At 71.7% G+C, this 14,912-nt stretch carries 17 protein-coding genes; 10 read left to right on the top strand and 7 right to left on the bottom strand.

What is annotated here, in order from left to right; translation table 11 throughout:
* The 4 genes from ACWDR3_RS20800 to ACWDR3_RS20785 form a co-directional block, all read left to right on the top strand.
* Positions 1 to 525 (top strand): fasciclin domain-containing protein (locus ACWDR3_RS20800; protein ID WP_450353976.1); only part of this gene is annotated, 525 nt, incomplete at its 5' end.
* Between the two features lie 167 nt (positions 526 to 692).
* Positions 693 to 1,025 (top strand): hypothetical protein, encoded by a 333-nt coding sequence (locus ACWDR3_RS20795; protein WP_450353975.1) that lies wholly within the window; start codon positions 693 to 695, stop codon positions 1,023 to 1,025.
* Between the two features lie 94 nt (positions 1,026 to 1,119).
* Positions 1,120 to 1,626 (top strand): SRPBCC family protein, encoded by a 507-nt coding sequence (locus ACWDR3_RS20790; RefSeq protein WP_450353974.1) that lies wholly within the window; start codon positions 1,120 to 1,122, stop codon positions 1,624 to 1,626.
* 249 nt (positions 1,627 to 1,875) lie between these two features.
* Entirely contained in the window at positions 1,876 to 2,667 is a 792-nt protein-coding gene (locus ACWDR3_RS20785; RefSeq protein ID WP_450353973.1) for a COG4705 family protein, read from the top strand.
* Between the two features lie 19 nt (positions 2,668 to 2,686).
* On the opposite strand, the gene ACWDR3_RS20780 is transcribed toward ACWDR3_RS20785, so the two are convergent.
* The 5 genes from ACWDR3_RS20780 to ACWDR3_RS20760 form a co-directional block, all read right to left on the bottom strand.
* Positions 2,687 to 4,051 carry an ATP-binding protein gene (locus ACWDR3_RS20780; RefSeq protein ID WP_450353972.1) on the bottom strand — a complete coding sequence of 455 codons (1,365 nt, stop codon included), beginning with the start codon at positions 4,049 to 4,051 and terminating at the stop codon, positions 2,687 to 2,689.
* The gene (locus ACWDR3_RS20775; RefSeq protein ID WP_450353971.1) at positions 4,048 to 4,710 is read right to left on the bottom strand and encodes a response regulator transcription factor; all 663 of its coding nucleotides are present in this window, start codon (positions 4,708 to 4,710) and stop codon (positions 4,048 to 4,050) included. Before ACWDR3_RS20775 ends, ACWDR3_RS20780 begins: the two co-directional genes overlap by 4 nt.
* Positions 4,711 to 4,854: 144 nt before the next feature.
* Positions 4,855 to 5,463, bottom strand: a complete 609-nt coding sequence (locus ACWDR3_RS20770; protein WP_450353970.1) for a phosphatase PAP2 family protein — start codon at positions 5,461 to 5,463, stop codon at positions 4,855 to 4,857.
* The gene (locus ACWDR3_RS20765; RefSeq protein ID WP_450353969.1) at positions 5,460 to 6,140 is read right to left on the bottom strand and encodes a DedA family protein; all 681 of its coding nucleotides are present in this window, start codon (positions 6,138 to 6,140) and stop codon (positions 5,460 to 5,462) included. Before ACWDR3_RS20765 ends, ACWDR3_RS20770 begins: the two co-directional genes overlap by 4 nt.
* A gap of 155 nt (positions 6,141 to 6,295) precedes the next feature.
* Positions 6,296 to 6,679, bottom strand: coding sequence for a BlaI/MecI/CopY family transcriptional regulator (locus tag ACWDR3_RS20760; RefSeq protein WP_450353968.1), 384 nt, complete (start codon positions 6,677 to 6,679; stop codon positions 6,296 to 6,298).
* 108 nt (positions 6,680 to 6,787) lie between these two features.
* Here ACWDR3_RS20760 and ACWDR3_RS20755 point away from each other — a divergent pair, with 108 nt between their 5' ends.
* Positions 6,788 to 8,311, top strand: a complete 1,524-nt coding sequence (locus ACWDR3_RS20755) for a hypothetical protein (protein ID WP_450353966.1) — start codon at positions 6,788 to 6,790, stop codon at positions 8,309 to 8,311.
* The gene (locus tag ACWDR3_RS20750; protein ID WP_450353965.1) at positions 8,308 to 9,264 is read left to right on the top strand and encodes a lysylphosphatidylglycerol synthase domain-containing protein; all 957 of its coding nucleotides are present in this window, start codon (positions 8,308 to 8,310) and stop codon (positions 9,262 to 9,264) included. The genes ACWDR3_RS20755 and ACWDR3_RS20750 overlap by 4 nt, the downstream gene beginning before the upstream one ends.
* Before the next feature lie 38 nt (positions 9,265 to 9,302).
* On the opposite strand, the gene ACWDR3_RS20745 is transcribed toward ACWDR3_RS20750, so the two are convergent.
* Together ACWDR3_RS20745 and ACWDR3_RS20740 are read right to left on the bottom strand one after the other, a co-directional pair.
* Positions 9,303 to 10,040 (bottom strand): polysaccharide deacetylase family protein, encoded by a 738-nt coding sequence (locus ACWDR3_RS20745; protein ID WP_450353964.1) that lies wholly within the window; start codon positions 10,038 to 10,040, stop codon positions 9,303 to 9,305.
* Positions 10,037 to 11,443, bottom strand: coding sequence for a glycosyltransferase (locus ACWDR3_RS20740; protein WP_450353963.1), 1,407 nt, complete (start codon positions 11,441 to 11,443; stop codon positions 10,037 to 10,039). Before ACWDR3_RS20740 ends, ACWDR3_RS20745 begins: the two co-directional genes overlap by 4 nt.
* 123 nt (positions 11,444 to 11,566) lie before the next feature.
* Between ACWDR3_RS20740 and ACWDR3_RS20735 the strand changes: the two genes are divergently transcribed.
* The 4 genes from ACWDR3_RS20735 to ACWDR3_RS20720 all read left to right on the top strand — a co-directional run bounded on the left by ACWDR3_RS20735 (position 11,567) and on the right by ACWDR3_RS20720 (position 14,893).
* Positions 11,567 to 11,980 carry a BlaI/MecI/CopY family transcriptional regulator gene (locus ACWDR3_RS20735; protein ID WP_450353962.1) on the top strand — a complete coding sequence of 138 codons (414 nt, stop codon included), beginning with the start codon at positions 11,567 to 11,569 and terminating at the stop codon, positions 11,978 to 11,980.
* A 4-nt stretch (positions 11,981 to 11,984) separates the two neighbouring features.
* Positions 11,985 to 12,983, top strand: coding sequence for a M56 family metallopeptidase (locus ACWDR3_RS20730; protein ID WP_450353961.1), 999 nt, complete (start codon positions 11,985 to 11,987; stop codon positions 12,981 to 12,983).
* 135 nt (positions 12,984 to 13,118) lie between these two features.
* On the top strand, positions 13,119 to 14,057 hold the full coding sequence (locus ACWDR3_RS20725) for an ATP-binding cassette domain-containing protein (protein ID WP_450353960.1): 939 nt from the start codon (positions 13,119 to 13,121) through the stop codon (positions 14,055 to 14,057).
* On the top strand, positions 14,054 to 14,893 hold the full coding sequence (locus ACWDR3_RS20720) for an ABC transporter permease (RefSeq protein WP_450353959.1): 840 nt from the start codon (positions 14,054 to 14,056) through the stop codon (positions 14,891 to 14,893). The genes ACWDR3_RS20725 and ACWDR3_RS20720 overlap by 4 nt, the downstream gene beginning before the upstream one ends.
* Positions 14,894 to 14,912: the final 19 nt, after the last annotated feature.

The raw sequence follows: 14,912 nt of genomic DNA, 5'->3' as shown, positions 1-14,912 counted from the left end.
GGATCCAACCATGCTCGGCCGAGTGCTCACCGTTGCCCCAGCATCTCCAACACCGCGAGCCGTGTATCCCCGTCCGGGGTCTCCGGACACCTGGACGGTTCCTTCGACGGCATGGCCCAGGACCCGGTCGCCACCGCCGCTTCCAACAACCCGGCCCTGTCCACGCTGGTGACGGCGGTGAAGAAGGCCGGCCTGGTCGACACGCTCAACAACGCCCAGGGCATCACCGTGTTCGCGCCCACCAACGACGCGTTCGCCAAGATCCCGAAGGCCACCCTCGACAAGGTCCTGGCCGACAAGGCCCAGCTGACGAAGATCCTCACGTACCACGTGGTGGGACAGCAATTGACGCCCAAGGACCTGGAGAAGGGCTCCTTCGACACCCTGGAGAAGGCCAAGGTCACCACGGCCGGCTCGGGTGAGTCGTACACCGTCAATGACTCGGCCAAGGTCGTCTGCGGCAACGTCAAGACCGCCAACGCCAACGTCTACATCATCGACACCGTCCTGATGCCCACCAGCTGACGGACCGCCAGCCAGGCCGGGAACCCGACATCGTGGTGCCCGGCCGTACGACTCCTGTGACGGGGAGGAGACGAGGGGCGGGACCACAACAGTCCCGCCCCTCACCAATGCCCCAGTTCTTCAGGCAGCCGAGAGCAGCCGAGAGCAGTCGAGAGAGGACGGAGCACATGTCGGCACTCTTCCGTGTCCGGGTCCTCGCGGTCTCGGGCACTCAGGTGTGGTGCGCGGCGGCGGGCCGGCTGACCACGGTCACGAGCGGCGTCCTGCGGACGGAGCTGACCGCTCGGTGCGGTGAGGCGACGGTCGTCGTCCTCGACCTGCGGCAACTGCGCCTGTCCATGGACGAGTTCCTGCCGCTGCCGCCCTGGCCGGACGGCCCGCACACCATCCACCTGCTGGCCCCGGACCTGCTCCGCTCCCACACGGCAGAGGACGGACGCCTGCACTGGCACACCGACCTCCACACCGCCTGGCAGGCATGGTCCGCGCTGCCTCCCTGACCCTTCGTCGCTGCCCGCTCCTTTGGCCTGGTCCGGGCGCATGCCATGATTCTTACTCGTCGGTAATTTCGAGTTCCCAGTGAGAGGCGACGCAGTGTCCCGAGTGTTCACCGTGAGCGACAGCATCGTCATCGACGTTCCGCCGGAGGCCGCCTACCGTGCCGTCAGCCGCCCCGGGGACATGGGCCGCTGGAGCCCGGAGAACCTGGGCACGGTGACGGGCCCGGACGGGAACGCCACGCTGGGCACCACGTTCGTCGGGCGCAACAAGCGTGGCCGGTTCCGCTGGGTGACGCGCTGCACGGTCACGGCGGCCGATCCGGGCCGCAGTTTCGCCTTCCGCGTCCACGCCATCGGGCGTACCCGGCCGATTCTGCGCGGCCCGATCGCCACCTGGGAGTACCGCTTCGAGCCGGCTGGTGAGGGCACGCGGGTGACGGAGACCTGGACGGACGATCGGCGGTCATGGCCGACGTTCGTGGCCAACGCCTTCGACCGACTCGCCACCTCGGGCAGGACGTTCGCTGCCTTCCAGGCCCGGAACATTGCAACGACCTTGCGCAACCTCAAGCGGGAACTGGAGCAGGAGCGCACCGCCTGAACCCCAAGGGGCAGCTATTGCGTTCAGCGTCAGGCAGGAAACGTGATCCTGATCCCGTCCATGCCTCTGCTTCGGCAGTGCGGAAGACCGGGGATATCACCGGCACACGCCGCTCACCAGCACTTTCGCCACTGCATTCAGGTTGTGTTCAGGCTCAGGCGCGCCTCGGGAAACTCACTCACCAGAAGCGCCAAAGCTCTGGCAAAGAGGTCTGGGGCAACCGTCGGGCGCCGTGTCATCGTGCCTGCCATGACGACTGATCACCTCACGGACAACCGGCCTTCGCGCCATGGGCTGCACGCGGCGAGCAAGGTGCCGGAGGTGACCGTCTACTTCTGGATCATCAAGGTGCTGACGACCGGTATGGGTGAGACGGCCTCCGACTATCTGGCCCACGTGTTCGGCCCGATCCCCGCCGTGGGCCTCGGCGGCATCGGTCTGGTCGCTGCCCTGGCGGTGCAGTTCGCCGCCCGGCGGTATGTGGCCTGGATCTACTGGACGGCGATCGTCATGGTCAGCGTGTTCGGCACGATGGCCGCCGATGTCCTGCACGTCGGGCTCGGAGTGCCGTACGCACTGTCGACCCCGTTCTTCATGGCCGCGCTGGCCGCCGTCTTCGCCCTCTGGTACCGCAGCGAGCGCACTCTGTCGATCCACAGCATCCACACCCGGCGCCGCGAGATCTTCTACTGGGCCGCCGTTCTGGCGACGTTCGCGCTGGGTACCGCCGCAGGGGATCTCACCGCCACGATCGGTCTCGGCTATCTGGGCTCCGCGGTCCTGTACGCCGCGGCGATCGCGGTTCCGGCCGCCGCTCACCGATGGGGCGGGCTCAACGCGGTGGTCGCGTTCTGGGCGGCCTACGTCATCACCCGCCCGCTCGGTGCCTCCGTCGCCGACTGGATGGCCGTCGGTCGTGGTCGAGGCGGACTCGACCTGGGTCTGGGGCCGGTCACACTGTTCTGGACGGTGGCCATTCTCGGCTTCGTCGGCTACTTGGCCGCCTCTCGCAAGGACATCCGGTGCGACGTCGCGCTGTGACACGGGGGAGGGTTCGGTGTCAGGCGGCGGGCAGGCTGATCACGAACCGGGCCCCGGGCGTGTGCACGGGGTCGTAGGTCACGTCGCCGCCGACGGAACGGGCGAGGCGTCGCGCCAACGCCAGTCCCAGACCCGCCCCGAGGTGTCCGTTGGCGGGAGCGGCACGTTGACCGGGCTCGAAGAGCCGTCCGGCGAACGGGGGTGGTACACCGGGTCCGTCGTCGACGACGTCTATGCGCACGCCACCGGGTGTGCGGTACGCGCGCACGGCGACACGGGAGCGGGCGTAGCGGGATGCGTTGGTCAGGAGCGGGCTGACGATGCGTTCGAGGAGGGCGGATGGGACTCCGGCCTCCAGTCGCGGGCCGTCGGCGGTGACCGTCAAGTGGCCCGGCGCGTCCAGGACTTCGGTGAGGCGCTGCAGTGTGGGCAGGACCTCCGAGGTGCCCGGTGCGGAGAGCGTGCCGCCCCGGGCGTCGTCCAGGAGGGTTTCGCAGATGGTGCGCATGGACTCGGCGGCATCCGTGATGACCTTGTGGGTGGCGCGGGTCTGGTCGTCGGTGCGGGGGCGGGTCTGCCACCAGTCGAGTTCGGCGATGATGCGACTCAGAGGCGTACGCAGCTCGTGCGAGAGCTCGCCGGTGAGCTGCCGCTCGTGGCGCAGAAGTGTGCGGATACGGTCCAGAATCGCGTCCAACGACGTACCGAGGCCTGCGAGTTCGGCCGGGTGCCGCACGTTGCCGAAGCGTTCCTCGGAGGCGACGGCGCTCCACTGGCTGGCCTGGTCGGTCATCGTGCGGACGGGGCGCAGTGCGCGGCCCACCGCGAGCCGGGTCAGGGCGTAGGTGCAGGCGAGCATCACGACGTCCAGGGTGATCGATCCCAGGAGCAGGGTGTCGGCCGAACTGCGGTAGGGCGAGAGGTCCAATGCCGTGACCACCGAGGCCTCGCTCCTGCCTCCGGGCACTGGCTGAGAGCACAGCCGGAGCGGGCCATGGACGTCAGCGGTGACGCACCGTCGCCCGCCGCGCCCGGCGAGGGCATCGGCGATCCGGGTCAAGTGGCCGGCGCCCGGCGGCTGTTCCAGCAGGTGCCGGCCGGCGTAGATCCACACATTGGTGTCGAGGAGTTCGTCGTGGGAGGTCTCCAGGACACGTACCGTCGTGCCGCTGGTGTCGACGGTCGTCGCGACGGCTGCGGCGCGGGTCCGTAGTTCGTCGTCCGCCTGGTGCTGGAGGCGGTGGCCGGCGACGACGTTGAAGGCGACGGTGAGGACCAGCATCAGCAGCGCGGCCGTGGTGAGGGCGACGAGCGAGAGCCGGCCGCGGAGTGTGCGAGGCGCCAGCCGGCTCAGGGAGACGGCCCGTGGACGGATGTCGCTCATGTCAGACGGTGGCCGATCCCGCGGGCCGTGCCGATCGTTCGGTCGCTGCCCGCCTCGCGCAGCTTGCGGCGCAGCCTCGTCAGGTACTGGTCGAGGGTGTTGTCATGCACTTGAGCGCCCTCCGGCCAGGCCGCCCGGACCAGTTCGCGGCGGCGCACGATACCGCCGTCGGCCGTCATGAGTGCGGCCAGCAGACGGAACTCGGTCGGCGTCAGATCCACCCGGGTGCCTCGGACGCTGGCAGTGTGCCGTACGGCGTCCAGGAACAGGTCACCGGCGGTGGCGGCAGGCGGCGGCGCGGCCCGTTTGAGGGCGGCCCGCAAGCGGGCGGCGAGTTCGGCGAGATGGAACGGCTTGGGCAGGTAGTCGTCGCCGCCGGCGGAGAACCCGGCCAGCCGGTCGGGCAGCCGGTGATGGGCGGTCAGGAAGATGACGGGGGAGAGGAACCCGTTCGCGCGCATCGCCTGGCACACGTCCCGCCCGTCGGCGTCAGGCAGTCCGATGTCGAGCACGGCGGCGGAGACGTCGGCACCGGCCAGCCGCAGAGCGGTGGCGCCGTCCGGCGCGGGCACGGTGTCGAAGTCCTCGTCGCGCAGTCCGCGCATCAGGACGTCACGCAGGCCGTGATCGTCCTCGACGACCAGGATGGTCTGACGCATGGTCCTCCTTCCGCTCTGGTGCCGCGTCCGTGGTCGTCGTACCGGGGGTGCCTTGCTCGGGCAGCCGGCGGCTGACGGCGTACAGGCACAGTCCCAGCCGGCCGAGGGCGAACAGCCGGCCTCCGATGATCAGGACCGGCGGTGTCATACGACGGCCACCAGCAGCGGACGCAGGCGGGTAGCCGTGAGCCGCAGAGCCAGGATCTCCGCATGTCTGCGCAGTGCGGGCATGGCGAGGAGCGAGACGAGGGCGCCCACCACGACACCCGCCAGCACGTCATGGGGGTAGTGCGCGCCGACCCAGACCCGCGCGGCCGCCATCGCGCCCGCGGCCACCGCGGCGATCGCGCCGAGCCGACGGGAGACGAACAGCAGGGCGACGGCCGCCGCGGCGCCAACGACCGCGTGGTTGCTGGGGAAGGACCAGTCGCCGGGCGCCGGACACGCCTCCAGCGTGGTCACCCGAAGGCTCTGGCAGGGTCTGTCCTCGCGCACCAGCAGCTTCAGCGCGGTGTCCGCCCCATAAGCCACGACCACGACGAGCGGTACGGCGAGCGCCGTCACCGAAGCGACCGCGTCGACCCGGCGGGCTCGCCACCAGCCGATCACCATGAGCACCCCGAACGCGGCGAGTCCGTACGTCGACCAGGCCACCACCGAGTCGTCCAGCCAGGGCGGAGCCTCCCTGGCGAGGTTCACCACATCCGTGTACGCCGAGCCGTCGACCGACGAACCGTCGAGAGCAGGGATCATCCGCGCGCCTCCCTCTCCCTCGCCTCCGCCTTCGAGGCCCGGCGTGAGCGGTACATCTCGGAGGCGAGCGGAATGAGTGACAGCACCACGATCACCGCGACGATCGGCAGCAGATACCGGTCCACGTTCGGCACGGAGGAGCCCAGCGCGTACCCCGCCAGCGTCAGACCCAGGCTCCACACCAGCCCGCCGACCACCTGCCAGAGGGTGAAGGTCCGCACCGGCACCCCGAGGGCGCCCGCCATCGGATTGAGGACCGTGCGCACCACGGGCACGAAGCGGGCCAGCACGATCGCCTTCGCGTGCCCGTAGCCCTCCAGCAGCTCCTCCGCGCGCTTCGCCCCCTCGCGCAGGCGGGCCGAGCGGCTGCGGGCCAGCAGGGCGCCGCCCGCTCTGCGGCCCAGGAGATATCCGCACTGCGAGCCCGCCAGCGCTCCCACCGCCGCGGCGACCAAGAGCGGCGCGAGCGACAGCTTCAGGCCGCGGTCGGCGGTGCCGGTGCACAACAGACCGGCCGTGAACAGCAGCGAGTCGCCGGGAAGGAAGAAGCCGATCAGCAGCCCGGTCTCGGCGAACAGCACCACACCCACGCCGAGCACACCGAAGGCGGACAGCAGCGACCGGGCATCCAGCACGTTGACGGCGAGTTGGGACGACAGGTGTACGGCCGTGGTCATCATCGAGTGCCCTTCGTCCTTCTGCTGGCCGTCGGATGCGGCAGAACGGCGGCGCCCGACAAGTGACTACAATTCTGTAGACGGTCTACTGAACTGTAGACGATGATGGAGTGAGGAACGTTCCATGGTGGAAGCGAGAGTGTCGGCGTCCGCTCTCAGCGTTCCGCTTCCCCCAGCAGCTCCCGCAGCGCCCGTTCCTCCTCGGCGCTCAGTCCGGTGACGAACTGCTGCAGCGCGGCGATGGGATCCGGTCCTCGGTCGAGGGCCTTGTGCATGGCCTCAGCGGTCAGCTCTGCGGCGTTCTTGGCCGGTCGGTAGACGCCGCGTCGGCCGTTCGCGTCCCGCAGGACGAGCCCCTTGTCGTACAGGCGTTTGAGGATGGTGTGCACGGTGTTGTAGGCGAGCTCGCCGCCGATCGCGGTCTGGATCTCCGTCGGAGCCATCGCCTCGTCGCTCGCCCAGAGGATGGCGAGCACTTCGCTCTCCAGCTCGCCGGCGTTGCGCCGCTCGGCTCTGCCCTGTGGGCCCGTCCCAGCCATGCCCGAGACCTTACAGCTTGTAGGGGTTGCTCGGCCTTGGCGCGCCGGTCGGCCACTACAGCCTGTAGGGTTGATGGCCCTACAGGCTGTAGGGGAAAGGGGTGGGTGATGAGCGACGGCCCGCAGGCCACGGACAGCGCGCAGGTCGAGTCGACCGGCGGATGCGGGCCAGGCCTGCCGACGGCAGTGCGCTCCGCTCGCCGGTCCCGGGAGGGGACCGCGCTCGCTGTCGTCGCCGCCGCGTTCACTCTGGCCCAACTCCTTCTCGTACGGCCGGGGATGGGACTCGGCTGGGACGAGACGGTCTACGTCAGCCAGGTCTCGTCCCACGCGCCGGCCGCGTTCTTCAGCGCCCCGCGCGCCCGCGGCGTCCCGTTGCTGGTGGCGCCGGTCGCCGCCTGGTCGTCGTCCACCGTGTTGCTGCGGATCTATCTGGCCGTCCTGTCCGGCCTCGGGCTCTTCCTCGCGCTCCGCGCCTGGCGGGGTGTCCTCCGAGCCAGGGTCCTCGCGACCGCGGGCGGCCTCTTCGCCACGCTGTGGGTGACGCTGTACTACGGCCCGCAGGCCATGCCCAACTACTGGGTCGCCGTCGGCGCCCTCGCAGGCACGGGATGCTTCCTGCGCGCGCAGGCCGACCGCTTCGACCGCACGGCCCTGTGGGGCGTGGGCCTGAGCGCCGCCTTGATGGCCGGGATGCGCCCTACGGACGCGGTCTGGGCGACCCTGCCCCTGCTCCTCCTGACGGTGTGTGTACGGCGATGGCGGCGCCCCGCGCTGCTGACGGCGCTGGTCGGCGGCCTCGCGGTCGGGGCGGCCGAGTGGGTGATCGAGGCGTACGTCTCGTACGGCGGCCTCGGGCAGCGTTTGTCCGCCGCGTCCCGCATCGAGGGCGGCCTCGGCTGGCACGTCGCCCTCGCCGATCAACTGCGGGCTCTGGGCGGACGTACGTTGTGTCGCCCGTGCACCGGTGCCGCCCCCGCGCTTCCCGTGACCCTGTGGTGGTACGCCCTGCCGGTGCTCGCGGTCCTCGCCGCCGTGGTCGCGCTCCGCGCTCGGTACACCGCGGCAACGCTGGTACCACTGGCCTGCGCCGTCTCGGCGGCCTTCCCCTACCTCTTCCTCATCGGGTACGCGGCGCCGCGTTTCCTGCTGCCGACATACGCGTTGCTCGCCGTTCCGCTCGCAGAACTGTCGGTACGCCTGGTCGGCAGGGCCGGACGGATCTCCCGGCCGCTGACCGTGGCGGCCGTGACGGTCGCGCTGGCCGGGCATCTGGCCGTGCAGCTCGCGGTGCTGGAGCACACCGTGCGGCGTACCACCGTGGCTCACCGCGAGTGGGCCGCCGTCGCCACCGACCTGCACCGACTGGGCGTACGCCCACCCTGCTTGGTCACCGGGGACAACGACGTCCCGATCGGCTACTACGCGGGCTGCGGGTCCGCGGCGACCGGTGGCCACGACACGAACACCACCCCGGACGGAATCCGGCGGACCGCCCGCCACCTGCCCACGGCCACCCTGGTGACACCCACCGGCGCCCCACCCGGCTACGCCCGCTCCTGGACCGCGCACCGGGTGGCCGGCCTGCGCGTGTACGTCGCTCCGTCCCCGGCATCGGGAACGCGGTCGTGAGCGCCGCCGGCGCACAGTTGCCCCGCGCCCGCAGTCGGCCCTGGCACTTCGCCGTGACCACGGCCGTGGTGCTCACGGCGGCCGTCTGGGTCCTCGCCGCGCACCGGAACACGGTGGACGCCGGTACCGACCGGCTCGCTGTCGCCGACCGGAACTGGCTGCTGGTCGCCGGTGTGGCCGCCTTGGCGACCTGGGTGTGCGCAGCCGTCGCGCAACAAGGAGCGGTGGCCGAACGACTTCCCGCCGGGCGGCTGGTGGCGGCCCAGTTCGCGGCGTGCGCCGCCAACCACCTGCTGCCCGCCGGGATCGGCGCGAGCGCGGTCAACCTGAGATTCCTCACCCGCTGCGGGGTGTCCACCACGCGCTCGGCGACCGCGCTCGCGGTGAAGGCCGCCGTCGGCGGGCTGGTCCGCTTGATGCTGGCCGTCGTGCTGCTCCTGGCCTCGCCCCCGCCCCTGCGGATCGCGCCGGTCGTCCCGCGCGCGGGCGTCATGCTCACGGTGATCGGCTGCATCGCAGCGGTCGCGCTGGGCGTGGCACTGTACCGGCCGCTGCGCCGCGGTATGCGACGCGCGGCCGGCCGGATTCTGGCCGACGTGCGGGCCGTGCACGGCCGACGGGCCAGGGCGTGCGCCCTGTGGGGCGGCTCTCTCGGCTTCGCCCTGGTGCACGCCGCCGTACTGGTCGCCGTGGTCCGGGCCCTGGACGTGTCGGTGCCCGCCGGTCACGTCCTGTTGGCCTATCTCCTCGCCAGCGGCGCCGCCCTGCTGCTGCCGACTCCCGGCGGCCTGGGCTCGCTGGACGCCGCGCTCGTCCTGACGCTCACCGCGGCCGGGGCACCCGGAGCCGCGGCCCTGTCGGCCGTCTTCGGCTACCGGCTGCTGACGGCCTGGCTGCCGCTGCTGCCCGGCCTGTTGGTACTGGGGTGGCTTGCCCGCCGTTCCGTCCTCTGAAGACGGGCACTCGGAGCGGGGTCGTCGAACTCGCCGCGTCAGGCCGGGTGGAACCGTCCGTGGTCGTCCAACGGGCCCACCTCGTAGCCCTGTTGCTCGCAGGTCTCGAGAATGCGGGGAAGCGCGCCGAGCGCGGAGCGCCAGGCGCCCGGGGCCGACGTGCAGTCGGAGTCGTGGAGCAGGATGGTCCCACCGCCGTCCAGGTCGGACGTGACGGTTCGGTGGACGGACTCCGGTGTGGCACGGGCGGTCCAGTCCTCGCCCCAGCAGGTCCACAGCACCGGGGCGAGCCGGAGGCGGCGCGCGGCGAGATGGGCGCCCGTCGACATAACGCCGTACGGAGGCCGGAACAGGGTCGGGCGCAGACCGGTGATTGCGGCGACGGTGTCGCGGGCGCGGGCGAAGTCGTCGTAGATGGCACGGGAACCGCGCAGGAGCAGTGGGCGGTGCAGCCAGCCGTGGATGCCGATCTCGTGTCCCGCCGCGGCGATCTCGCGGACGAGGCCGGGGGAGCGTTGGGCCTCGCGGCCCAGCAGGAAGAAGGTCGCCCGGATGTTGTGCTCGGCGAGGAGACGCAGGAAGAGCGGGGTGGATCGAGGGTCGGGGCCGTCGTCGAAGGTGAGGGCGATGTGGTCCGGTCGGCCCCGGCCCGCAAGGCGGGGCATGACCCGATTGCGCAGTGGCCCGAAGGTGGCGACGGCGGGCGCGGCATGGACGGCGACGAGGGCGGGCAGGGCGGCCAGGGTCGCGGTGCGGACCAGTCGGGCGGCGGTCATGAGTGGTGGCCGATCGGGCGAGGGGCGTGGACCGGCCGGGGGTCGTCCAGGTCCAGGGTGTGCCCGATGGCGTGGATCACGCCCGGGCCGTCGTACGCGGTGGCGATCCCGGTGCCGACGGCGCAGGCCCACACCCCGCAGGCAACGGCAGCGGTGGCCACCAGGCGACGTGCCGCGGTGCGGGGCCGTCGCACCACGGGACGGGCGGGCAACGGCGGCAGCCCCGCGCGATGGACGCGCGCTATCTCCGCGGCGGGCCCACCACCCTGCTCCGGGGTGGAGGTGGCGAACAGGGCGAGACCGGCCGCGCGTTGGCGCAGCCCGAGCGGGCCGTCGATCAGGTCGCCGAGTACGGACTTGAGGTGGGCCGGGTCGCGGATCCAGACCGCCGCGCCCGCCTCCTCCAGAGCGGCGGCGTTGGTCAGCCCGTGCCCCGGTATGCACCGGTAGCTCGCGACGGGCAGACCGGTGGCGAACGCCTCAAGGGAGCTGAGTCCGCCGGCGTTCTGGACCAGGACGTCGGCGGCGTGCATCAGGGCGGGCATGTCGTCGACCCACCCGTAGGCGTGCTCGATGCCGTCCGCGCGGAGTTGCTCGGCCAGTGCCTCGTTGCGGCCGCAGACGACCACGGGGACGGCGGCACCGCAGTCGCGCAGTTCCAGGGCGACCTGCCGGACGGGTCCGACCCCCCAGGAGCCGGCGACCAGCAGCGCCAGCGGGGCGTCGGCCGGCAGCCCGAAGCGGTCCCTGGCCGTGTCGCGCTCCCGTGTCGTTCCGGGACGGAATCGCGGATCCACCACCGGTCCGCACACCCGGACGTCCCGCGCCCCGGCGGCCCGCGCCTGGACGGCCGGCACGGCATGTGCGGCGAGATGGACGTCGACCCCGTCGGCCACCCACAGCGGGTGCACGGAGAAGTCGGTGAGATACGTGAGGACGGGCACGGTCAGCCGCCCGCGGCGCCGCAGATTGCCCAGGACGCGACTGGCTCCCGGGTAGGTGGAGACGACCGCGCCGGTACCGGGAGGCAGCACGCGCAGCATGTGCTCCTCGGCGGTGCGCAACAGAGCCCGGGCCAACGGCCCGCCGCCACCGGCGTGTTCAGTGCTGCGGTAGATCCGCTGATAGGCCCAGGGGGCCCGGACGAGCATCCGGTGGTAGCCGTCCCGGACGAGCCGCCCCAGCTGGGCCGGCAACAGATCCAACAGGTCGAACCGGTCGACGACGAGACCGAGCTCCGTGAGCCGATGGGCGAGTTCGGCGGCGGCGCCGTCGTGGCCGGCGCCGATGCTCGCCGAGACGATCGCGACGCGCTCCGACACAGCCGTGGCCGGCACCGGGTCGGGGCGCAGGGCGGCGGCCGCCAGGGCGCGCAGATGCACCGAACTTCCGAGGTAGGGCATGGGGCTGGTTCCTCCGCAGGTGGAGTGGGCGGCCGAACTCTACAACATGTAGTAGGTAATCTCGTACAAGATGTAGTAGCTCCGCCGGTAGAGTGAGGCGTCGAGCTGGAAGGCTGGTGAACGATGCGCGACGGGACGAGCGCCGAAAGCGGCGGCGCGACCGGCAGAAGGGCACGCGGGGAGCTGGAGAGCGGTGTGCTCGCCGCGCTGTGGTCCGCGCACGAGCCGCTGACCGCACGGCAGGTCCAGGAGCGACTGCCCGGCGACCTCGCCTACACGACCGTGCTGACGATCCTGTCCCGCCTGCACGACAAGGGCATGCTCGTGCGCCACCCGGCGGGCCGCGGATACGCCTTCGCGCCCGTCCGGGACGAGGCGTCCGACACCGCCGTACGGATGCACACCCTGCTGGAGCGCGGCTCCGACCGGGAGGCGGTGCTCACCCGCTTCGTGGACGAACTGTCCGAGGCCGACGAGCAGTTGCTGCACCGCCTGCTGGGCGAGCAGGACGCCGGGCGCGACGACGACGGGCCGTGAGCAAGTGACGATCAGCGTCTACATCCCGCTCCTGGTCACCGTGGTCCTCGCCGTGCTCGCCCCTCGGGCAGCCCTGCGGTCGGCACCGCGGCCCGCCGCCTGGTCCCTTGCGTGTGCCGCGGTCGTGACGGCGACCGGCTGGCTCGGCTCGCTGGCGCTGCTGGCGTTCACCGGTTTCGCGCAGATCCCGGAGGTCGCGGAGGAGGGCCACTGGTCGGTGGCCGCCCTGCGCACCCAGGACCCCGTCTCCCTGGCTGTCGCGGCAGGCGCCGCCTTGACGCTGGTGGCGGGGCTCGTGTCGCTCGCGGTGGCCGCCGTGCGGCAGGGCCGCCATCTGCTGTGGGCCCGACGCGAATGCGGCAGGGTGTCCGCGGACACCGAACTGGTGGTGCTCGACGACGACACCCCGCAGGCGTTCGCGCTCCCCGGTGCCCCCGGAAGGATCGTTGTGTCCCGGGGAATGATGCGCTGTCTCGGTGACCAGGAGCGTGCGGCGCTCCTGGCGCACGAGCGGGCCCATCTCCGCGACCGCCACCACCTCTTCCAGACCGTGTGGCGGCTCACGGCGGCAGCCAACCCGCTGCTGCGACCGCTGGCCGAAGCGGGCGGGTTCGTCCTGGAACGATGGGCCGACGAGGAGGCCGCGGCCCGGATCGGCAGCCGGAAGGTCGTCGCACGCGCCGTCGGGCGCGCGGCACTCGCCTCCGCCGGCGCCTCCCGCCCCCCAGCCCTGGCCGTGAGCGGCGGCGCCGTGCCCCAACGGGTGCGCGCCCTGCTGGCCCCGCCGCCCCGGCGGCGCCCCCTGCCGCTGGTGGCAGGAGCCCTCCTGCTCACGCTGTGCTGCGCGACCCTGGCCAACGCCGCGTCGGACAGCGAGAGCCTGGTCGACAACGCGGAGCGCGCCCAGTGCGCAGCGGACGCCGCGGCACCCGGTGCGACGTGGGCGGCCCACCCGTCACAGCGGTCGGACGCCTGCTGCCACCACGGCGAAGACGACAGGTAGCCGTGTAGTACCGCGGTACCACGTGCGCGGCGCGGTTCAGCCTCCCGGTACCACGGGATCGAGGTGGTTCGCCTCCTAGCGTTGCCGGTGTGGCGTCGGAGGTGACGGACGCCGGAGCCCCGAGGGAGAGCGCGGATGATCGACGCACAACAGTTGACCAAGAGGTACGGCGAGAAGACGGCCGTCGACCGGCTGGACTTCGTCGTCAAGCCGGGCACGGTGACCGGCTTCCTGGGACCCAACGGCGCGGGCAAGTCCACCACCATGCGGATGATCGTGGGCCTCGACGCCCCGACGAGCGGCTCCGTCACCGTGAACGGCCGTCCCTACGCCCGCCACCAGTCGCCGCTCCAGGAGGTCGGTGCCCTTCTGGAGGCGAAGTCGATCCACCCCGGCCGCTCGGCCTACAACCACCTTCGTGCTCTCGCACTGACCCACGGCATTCCGCGCAGCCGCGTCGACGAGGTCATCGGCCTCGCCGGCCTGGACAGCGTGGCGAAGAAGCGGGCCGGGTCCTTCTCGCTCGGGATGGGGCAACGGCTGGGCATCGCGGCGGCGTTGCTGGGCGATCCGCAGACAGTGATGCTGGACGAGCCGGTCAACGGGCTGGACCCGGAGGGCGTGCTCTGGATCCGCAATCTGCTCAAGGGCCTCGCGGACGAAGGGCGGACGGTGTTCGTGTCCTCGCACCTGATGAGCGAGATGGCGCTGGTGGCCGACCACCTGATCATCGTGGGCCGCGGGCGGCTGCTGGCCGACACCACTGTGGGAGAGCTGATCCGTGAGGCAGGCGGCGGCACGGTGCAGGTGACGACACAGGATCCGGCGCGGCTGCGGGAGGTACTGGCGGGGCCCGGCGTCGATGTCACCGGCCGGGTCGGCTCCGAGGAACTGCAGGTGACCGGGCTGACGGCAAGGGAGATCGGGCTGACGGCGGCCGAACACGGCATCGCACTGTTCGAGTTGAGCGCGCGAACCGTGTCGCTGGAGGAGGCCTTCATGAACCTGACCAGGGATGCCGTCGAGTATCACGGCTCCACGACCGGGACCGACACCCTCAGGAGGTCCGCGTGAGCACCCTCACCACGACCGCCGAGGAACCCCGCACCGCACCCGCTCGCCCCGTCCAGCGGGTGACCGGACGGCGCGTGCTCGCCTCCGAATGGGCCAAACTGTGGTCCCTGCGCTCGACCTGGATCACCCTGGGCCTCGGCCTGCTGTTCCTGGTGGCGTTCGGTGTGATCGCCGCGAGCCGGTACAAGTCGGGGATCGACTCGGGTCACCTCGACGGGGACTTCGCCGACTCGACGGCCGTGAGCCTGTCCCTCTTCGGCACGAACTTCGCCCAGCTGGCACTGGGAGTGCTCGGCGTGCTGGTCGCGGCGGGGGAGTACTCGACCGGCATGATCCGCTCCACGCTCGCGGCGGTACCCCGCAGGCTCCCCGTGCTCTGGTCCAAGGCAGCCGTGTTCGGACTGGTCGCGCTCGTGGTGGGGACGCTCGGCGCGTTCCTCGCCTTCCTGATGGGCGGCGGCATCGTCTCGGGCACACCCGCGGCCATGAGCCTTTCGCACGCGGGTGTCCTGCGGAGCCTGCTGGGCGCCGGGCTCTACCTGGGCCTGGTCGGCGTGATCGGCGTCGCTCTGGGCGCACTGCTGCGGTCGGTGGCCGGTGGGATCTCCGTGCTCGTGGCCGGCTTGATGCTGATCCCGGGTCTGATCTCCTTGTTGCCGAGCTCCTGGCAGGACGACATCAGCCCCTACCTGCCGTCCAACGCGGGGGAGTCGATGTTCGCCCTCACCCACGACTCCACGACCCTGTCTCCCGGCGCCGGGCTGCTGGTCTTCCTCACCTGGACGGTCCTGGCGCTGGCGGGCGCGGCCTGTCGGCTGGCACGCAGCGACGCGTGACCGACCCCACCGTGGCAGC

The sequence above is a fragment of the Streptomyces sp. NPDC001002 genome (genome assembly GCF_053599215.1).
Note: the sequence above shows the minus strand (reverse complement) of the source record. Positions and strands in the feature narration are given on the sequence as shown.